Origin of the sequence: Oceanobacter antarcticus (genome assembly GCF_044962685.1) — a bacterium.
GTDB classification, from domain to species: domain Bacteria; phylum Pseudomonadota; class Gammaproteobacteria; order Pseudomonadales; family Oceanobacteraceae; genus Oceanobacter; species Oceanobacter antarcticus.
This window is the reverse complement of record NZ_JBBKTX010000049.1, coordinates 1-3,892: the sequence shown is the minus strand read 5'-3', so window position 1 is coordinate 3,892 and position 3,892 is coordinate 1. Positions and strand designations below refer to the sequence as shown.

Here is a 3,892-nt window from a genome sequence, read left to right as displayed (position 1 = left end):
CGGCACTGTGGGTGGTCAGGAAGACATGATTGAAGATCTGGCGTTAACCATGGCCAAAGCCAAAGGCTAACAAAACGAAAGGCTAACGCTGGACTGGCTGCCACGCTGCTGCGGGGCAGCCAGAAGAATGCTGATCGGATAAACAAGCCGAAGGCGTTATCCGATGTGAACACACAGATAAGGAACACAGATCATGAGCAATAACCTGAATGCAGAACAGATCGCCGCTGCGGCTGCGCATCTGGAAAAAGCAGAACTTGAGCGTTATGAAGTCACCAAGTTGACGGATGACTACCCGGAAATGACCTACAAGGATGCCTTTGATATCCAGTGGGAACTGCGTCGTCGCAAGGAAGAAAAAGGCCACAAGATCGTCGGCCTGAAAATGGGCCTGACCAGCTGGGCCAAAATGGCGCAGATGGGCGTTGAACATCCATGTTACGGTTTCCTGTGTGATTACTTCACCGTGCCAGACGGCGGTGAAATCAAGACCGATGAATTGATTCACCCGAAAATCGAAGCTGAAATTGCCTTCGTCACCAAAAAAACATTGAAAGGCCCGGGGATCACTATTGCCGACGTACTGGCGGCAACGGATTTTGTCTTGCCGGCGGTTGAGATCATTGATTCCCGTTACAAGGATTTCAAATTTGATCTGAAGAGTGTGATTGCGGATAACTCATCGTCTACCCGGTTTATTACCGGTGGCCAGATGCAGCGTGTAGAAAACGTCGATCTGAAAAACTTTGGTGTGGTGATGGAAATCAATGGCGAAGTCATCGCCACCGGTGCCGGTGCTGCGGTACTGGGCCACCCGGCGGCGTCGGTTGCCATGCTGGCGAATATGTTTGGTGAACGCGGTGAAGAAATTCCGGCAGGCACCTTCATTATGACCGGTGGTATTACCGCTGCGATCCAGTGCAAGAAGGGTGATAATTTCAGTGTCCGTTATCAGGGCATGGGCACGATTACAGGTCGTTTTGGCTGATCCGTTTTATAGGGCACATTTTTAGATGTCCCCTCTACGCTGTTGGTTTTAAAACGGTCGCTTGGCGGCCGTTTTCTGCGTTCAGGTTTCTACTCACTTCTCCCTGAGGTCTCGACATGGATTTGCAATTAACAGACAAGCTGGCGCTGGTCTCCGGCAGCACCGCAGGTATCGGTTTTGCGATTGCCGAAGCCCTGGCGGCGGAAGGTGCCCGCGTCATTATTAATGGCCGTACCACGGCAGCGGTCGAGGCGGCGATTACCGAGCTGACCCCCCGTGTCAGTGGTGAGTTGCTGGGTTTTGCCGGTGATCTGACCAATGCCGCAGCAATTGAACAATTGGCTGAACAATTCCCGCAGGTGGATATTCTGGTCAACAGCCTGGGAATTTTTGAACCCGCCGAATTTGCCGATATTACTGATGCAGACTGGTTTCGTTTTTACGAGGTCAATGTCATGAGCGGTGTGCGTCTGAGTCGTTTGTATTTGCCGGGGATGAAGCAGCAGGACTGGGGACGTATTGTGTTTATCTCCAGTGAAAGTGCGCTGCAGATCCCGGCTGAAATGATTCATTATGGCATGACCAAAACGGCCCAGCTGGCGGTATCCCGAGGTTTGGCGGAATCTCTGGCCGGAACTGGCATCACCGTTAACAGCGTACTGCCGGGGCCAACCCGCTCCCGTGGCGTGGTAGACTTTGTTAACGAGCTGGCTAAAAACGAAGGCAAAACCTTCGAGCAGTTTGAACAGGAATTTTTCGAAAAGGTGCGTCCATCGTCGTTGATCAAGCGCTTTGCCGACCCCCGCGAGGTCGCCTCCATGGTGGCTTATATTTGTAGTCCGCTGGCTTCGGCCACGACCGGTGCAGCATTACGGGTGGACGGTGGCGTGGTGCGATCAGCGGTTTGACCACCGAGTGATGAAACAACCGTCAGGTCGGGTGTAAAACAATGAAAGTGCTGATTCTTGGGGCTGGTGGTATTGGCTGTTATTACGCAGCCCGGCTGATGGATGCCGGGCACCACGTGGTGTTGGTTGCCCGTGGCGCTCATCTTCGGGCCATGCAAACTCAAGGGTTAAAGGTCATACACCCGCAGTTTGAGTTTGCTGCCCCGGTATCCGCCTGTGATATGCCCGCGCTGATGTCTGACTATCGCTGCGCCGACTTTGATCTGATTATCCTGGCCGCCAAGGCCACGGTCACCGCCAGCATGATGGCGGAGCTGGCGAACTGGCTGGCGGCGGCAAGTACGCCGCTATTGTCGTTGCAAAACGGTGTGGGTAATGAACCGCTGATCGCCGACGTGGTTGGCAGCGGCAGAACGCTGGGCGGGTTGGCCGTACGTATTGGTGGCCACATCGTAGCGCCAGGGCAGGTGGAGGCAACGGGCGTGGCACAGATTGAAATGGGCGCATGGCCCGATAGTCGCCGCAATCCCGACTGGCAGGCGCATTTGTTGCGGTGGCAAGCGGCGTTTGTTGCAGCCGCGATTCCCTGTACGCTCAGTGACGATATCCAGCAAGCATTGTGGCGTAAGCTGGTGATCAATAACGGTGTTAATCCGCTGTCGGCACTGACCTGGCTGACCACCCGTTCGATGACCCAGGATCCGGTATTAAAAGAAATCGTGCGTGAGATGATGGCGGAAACCGTGCGTGCGGCCCAGCAACTCGACGTTGGCCTTACAGCACAGGATGCCGCCGACATGTTCCGGTTGATCTCGGAATTTGACGACATCAAAACCTCCATGCTGGTCGACCGGGAGAAGGGACGGCCACTGGAAGTGGATGAAATCTGCTTGCCGGTGATTGAGCATTGCCGTCAGGCCGGGCAACCGGCACAAACGACGGAACGCATTCACCGGTTACTGCTGACCAGTCTGGTGCACGGGGTATAGTACAACCGTTATTTCTGCAATCTGCCTATTTATCTCTCACCTCCGATTTCCTGAGTCCGTGTCTTCTGCTGCCATTTTTCCTGCATGATTGTTACAGAGCTGGAACAATCAGCCCTGTGGTGGAGCGTTTAGATGTATCTAAAAATGTAGCGAGCGATGAAGGTGCAAGGCAAAAATCGACGAAAAAGCGCCGTTTATGAGCGATAAATGAGCATTTTTGGTTGGTTTTTGCCACCGTAATGGCGAGCGCGGTTATTGTTAGATCTGCTCTTTTGTCTATCTGTCCCAGGCTTTGAAGCGCACCATGATCGTCAGCTGACCCATTATTCTACTGTCAATTTAATTCACCGCCAGATGTTGGCTCATGTACGCCATTGATGCAGTTTGACTGGTATTTTTTATATTCACTGATTTATCGACTGTTGTTGATTTCTAAACAAATTTTCTTGGGAAAATTTCGCTAAATAAGTCTATTTAGTCGTATTTGTCAAGTATGTAGTCGTCCCTGCAACACCTTCGACGCCAGCATTCAACAGCCTTACACGCCTGTTGCGGCCAGACTTTCTACTAGTAAAATCATATTACGATATCAAAATCTGGTAGATCGCCATGACTCCCAAGGACAAACAGCACGATAAACAGAAAGATTTCCTGCGCCCGGAGCTGCTTGACCTAATCGACCCCAGGCATGAACTCGTTCAGCTCAGTCAACGTATCGACTGGGCTGAACTGGAGCGTCACTGTCAGAGTTTTTACTGCACAGACAACGGACGCCCTGGATCATCGTCCCGATTAATGATTGGCCTGACTCCTCAAACACATCTACGCGCTATCGGATGAACACTGCATCGCCCGCTGGGTAGAAAACCCCTACTGGCAGCACTTCGCGGCGAGCAGTATTTCCAACATCGACCACCGATTGATTCCATCACGTTCGGGCGTTTCCGCCGACGTCTCGGCGAGGACGGTTTAAAGACACTGATGAAAATGACGGTTCGCCTAGGGTT

At 52.6% G+C, this 3,892-nt stretch carries 4 protein-coding genes; all 4 read left to right on the top strand.

The features are described 5' to 3' along the window. Positions 1-193 precede the first annotated feature (193 nt). The 4 genes from dmpH (at position 194) to WG929_RS20750 (ending at position 3,725) form a co-directional block, all read left to right on the top strand. A complete protein-coding gene (gene dmpH / locus WG929_RS20765) occupies positions 194-988 on the top strand; it encodes a 2-oxo-3-hexenedioate decarboxylase (RefSeq protein ID WP_369855744.1) in 795 nt (264 codons plus the stop codon). Between the two features lie 116 nt (positions 989-1,104). Beyond that, positions 1,105-1,896, top strand: coding sequence for an SDR family NAD(P)-dependent oxidoreductase (locus WG929_RS20760; RefSeq protein ID WP_416207593.1), 792 nt, complete (start codon positions 1,105-1,107; stop codon positions 1,894-1,896). 41 nt (positions 1,897-1,937) lie between these two features. Further along, positions 1,938-2,885: a ketopantoate reductase family protein gene (locus tag WG929_RS20755; protein WP_416207592.1), complete on the top strand. Its 948-nt coding sequence runs from the start codon at positions 1,938-1,940 to the stop codon at positions 2,883-2,885. Positions 2,886-3,494: 609 nt separating this feature from the next. Then, positions 3,495-3,725 carry a transposase gene (locus tag WG929_RS20750; protein WP_416207591.1) on the top strand — a complete coding sequence of 77 codons (231 nt, stop codon included), beginning with the start codon at positions 3,495-3,497 and terminating at the stop codon, positions 3,723-3,725. The last annotated feature ends 167 nt before the right edge of the window (positions 3,726-3,892 follow it).